Source organism: Microvirga sp. P4_G7 (genome assembly GCF_056401005.1).
On record NZ_JBFUKD010000405.1, the window covers coordinates 1 to 3,476 of the forward strand.

Annotated in this window: 3 protein-coding genes; all 3 read right to left on the minus strand. The window is 60.8% G+C overall.

Going from position 1 to position 3,476, the window contains the following annotated elements:
• Positions 1-769, minus strand: a 769-nt coding sequence (locus AC1DT3_RS15415; RefSeq protein WP_477466124.1) for an ABC transporter ATP-binding protein, incomplete at its 3' end; no start/stop codon positions are given.
• Positions 766-1,824 carry an ABC transporter ATP-binding protein gene (locus AC1DT3_RS15420; RefSeq protein ID WP_477466125.1) on the minus strand — a complete coding sequence of 353 codons (1,059 nt, stop codon included), beginning with the start codon at positions 1,822-1,824 and terminating at the stop codon, positions 766-768. The genes AC1DT3_RS15420 and AC1DT3_RS15415, both read right to left, overlap by 4 nt.
• On the minus strand, positions 1,814-2,587 hold the full coding sequence (locus tag AC1DT3_RS15425; protein WP_477466126.1) for a FadR/GntR family transcriptional regulator: 774 nt from the start codon (positions 2,585-2,587) through the stop codon (positions 1,814-1,816). Before AC1DT3_RS15425 ends, AC1DT3_RS15420 begins: the two co-directional genes overlap by 11 nt.
• Positions 2,588-3,476: the final 889 nt, after the last annotated feature.

Here is a 3,476-nt window from a genome sequence, read left to right on the forward strand (position 1 = left end):
GCGTATAGGGGTGCAGAGGGTTGTCGAAGAGCGCGTCCGTCTCACTCAACTCCACGATCTCACCGAGATACATGACGGCGACACGATCGCTCATATGACGGATCACGGCCAGATCGTGCGCGACGATGATGAGGGTCAGACCGAAGCGCGTTTTGAGATCTTCCAGGAGATTGATGATTTGCGCCTGGATCGACACATCGAGAGCGGAAACGGGCTCGTCGGCGACGATCAATTTCGGATCACCGGCAAGCGCCCGCGCGATTCCGATGCGCTGCCGCTGCCCACCGGAAAATTCATGTGGGTATCGGTCCGCATAGGCCGGCAGCAGCCCGACGGTGCGCAGAAGCTCGGCGACGCGCTCACGCCTGTCCTTGCCTTGTGCCAGGTTGTGAAGCCAGATCGGCTCGCCGACGATGTCGCCGACGCTCATGCGCGGATTGAGCGATGCGAACGGATCCTGGAAAATCATCTGCAGMTYGCKGCGCAGCGCACGCATCTCGCGAGATGACAGGGAAAGAAGCGAGCGGCCCTCGTAACGCACGTCGCCGTCGGTTGCCTCGATGAGACGGAGCAGAAGACGTCCGAGGGTCGATTTTCCGCAGCCCGATTCGCCGACGATGGCAAATGTCTCGCCGCGTTGCACGGCAATGGAGACGCTGTCGACTGCGCGCACCGTAACACCAGCGGAGAGGAGGCCGCCGCCGGTGAAATGTTTCTTGAGATTCACCGCTTCGAGAAGCGGTGCTTGATCCGGCGAGGTCGCGTTCATGCCGTTGCTCCGCGATGGTGTTCGAGGGGCGCGTACCAGCAGCGTGCGCGGTGGCCAGGCGTCACGTCGACGAGTGGCGGGGGATCATTGGCGCAATGCGAATCGGCAAACGGGCAACGGGGTGTGAAGCGGCAACCCATCGGCATCATGTCCGCCGGCGGAACGGTTCCACGGATCGTCGCGAGCCGCCCCTGCCGCCGTCCAAGCGATGGCACCGATCCCATCAGACCAATGGTGTAGGGATGCTGAGGATCATCGAAGATCGCCTCAACCGAGCCCGATTCCACAACGCGACCCGCGTACATCACGACCACCTCGTCGGCCACCTCGGCCACGACACCGAGATCGTGCGTGATGAGGATCATGGCGGTGCCGGTCTCTTCCTGAAGACGGCGAATAAGCGTGAGGATCTGGGCTTGAATCGTGACGTCCAACGCCGTCGTGGGTTCGTCGGCGATGAGCAATTGTGGATCGTTCGCGAGCGCCATGGCGATCATGACGCGCTGACGCATTCCTCCGGAAAGCTCGTGCGGATAGGCGCGCAGGCGCTTTTCCGGTGCTGGAATGCGGACCTTCTTCAGCATTTCAAGCGCCCGTTCCCAGGCTTCGGCTTTCGAGATGTTGCGATGCCTGATGATACCTTCGGCGATCTGATCGCCGATCGTGAACGACGGATTGAGCGACGTCATCGGTTCCTGAAAGATCATCGCGATCCGGTCACCGCGCATGTCTGCCTGCTGGCGCGCCGGCAGGTTCAGGAGGTCAATTCCTTCGAAGCGGGCGGATCCGCCAACGATCCGTGCCGGCGGCGTCGGGAGCAATCCCATCAGAGCCAATGCCGTGACACTTTTTCCGCAGCCGGATTCGCCGACAATACAGAGGGTCTTGCCTTTTCCGACCGAGAACGAGACGTCATCAACGACATTGACGTGTTTCGGAGCGCCGTCGAAGCGAACCGACAGGCCATCGACTTTCAGGAGAGCTTCATCGTCGGAAGGTGCTGCGGCACCCTGCGTTGATACGGCCTCTGCGATTTGCACAGCGCTAGATTCCATCTGCGAGTTCACCTTGGGCCATCGCGGGCCGTGCGTCCGAGAGTCGGTTGTGGGTTGCGAGAGGTGCGGTCATCACCTTCAGGAGACCRTCACGTACTTGTTCCAGATGTTCGCGCATTGCCTGCTCTGCCGCATGAGCGTCCCGTTCGGCGATCGCTGCGATGATGCGGCGGTGCTGATCGACATAGCGAACCTGGCCACTGGAGGATCGCGCCCGGTCGCGGAGTTGGCGCCAGTTAATATCCTGCCGGATGCGGTCGACGGTGTCGAAAATGGCGAGAAGAAGTGTGTTGCCGGCGGCTTCTGCGATGGCGCGATGAAGAGCGCCGTCCCACAATTCACGTGCATCGGCATCACCGCCTGCGCTCTCGGCGGTTTTTTCCGCAAGGTGGGTCATTCGCTCAACGTCCCCGTTGGACGCGCGTAACGCCGCCATGCGAGCGAGAGCAGGTTCGATTTCGAGACGAACTTCCATGACCTCGAGGGGATTTGTGCGCTTCGACAACTCGCCGAGATCGGATTCCGCGTGGAGCGGGCGAGAGCCTAGAAATGTGCCTTTGCCCTGGTGGCGCCAGATCCTGCCTTCGGCCTCGAGTACCTCGAGAGCCCGCCTCAGAGCGCGGCGGCCTATTCCCAGGCGGACAGCCAAGTCGCGTTCCGGCGGAAGGCGCTCGTCGGCCATGAATGAACCATCGTCCAGCAGGCTTCGAAGCTGCGAGAGCGCGAAGTTCGAGATGTCCGGCAATGGCGCCTTGTTGGACATGTCACCCTGGCTCCAGGTGCAACCAATTGTTTCATTGGTACGGATTAGGATTGATTTCGGCGGCTGAAAACAAAAGCTTTCGGCCGCCAACCTAGGTGTAATCCGAACCAATTGGCAAATGGTTTCATTTCAGACAATGGTTGAACTCGCCTGTTGAGCGAATGCAAGGACCGGGCCAGAAGTAAGGAGGGCGTTCCCTCAAACCATGCGATCTTCGCTCGCAACGCGGGGCAGCGTCGGTGCGTCGGCCGGAGAGACTGATGAATTGGCCGGAACGTCGGGCCCCGGTCTCACAGGCGTGAGCCGCTTTTCGAGGGTGGCAATTTGCTTGGCCAGGGCATCGATGCTGGCTTTCAGAGCCAGGACATCAGCGGCGTCCGGAACGGCTTGAACCCTTGTAACGACTGGTCCCAGGGGTGGGTCGGTTCGGGCCACCGTTTGCATTGCGTGCGAGCGCGGCGGCGCCGGCGCGGATCTTCCTCTCCCGACAACGCGCCGAAATCCCCGGAGGACCATCCAGATCAGCCAGAGAACCACGATGGCGGCGAACAGGGTCAAGCCCAAGCCCGTTGTGTTGCTCGTCAATCCTTCGAACATACGACACTCCTTTCGAGAAGGAGCTAGAAGGACGATGTGGCGTGTTTGCGGCCAAACAAAATCGCCATCGGAAAACGCTCTGGCTCTGCCCCGGGAGCTGGGCTATTGCTGGCCAGCAAATTTTCCGGTTCAGGCCGTGTATCTGTCGGCTCGAAGGTTATTCCGGAACAGCAGGCCTGTTCTTCGGGTTGAGCCAGCACAGAGCGAGGGTGTCCAAGTGGAGTAACACAAGCGTCGTTTCCGCACGCACACGGTCGAATGCGGTATGGGGAATGGGTTTTTGTTCCGGCTC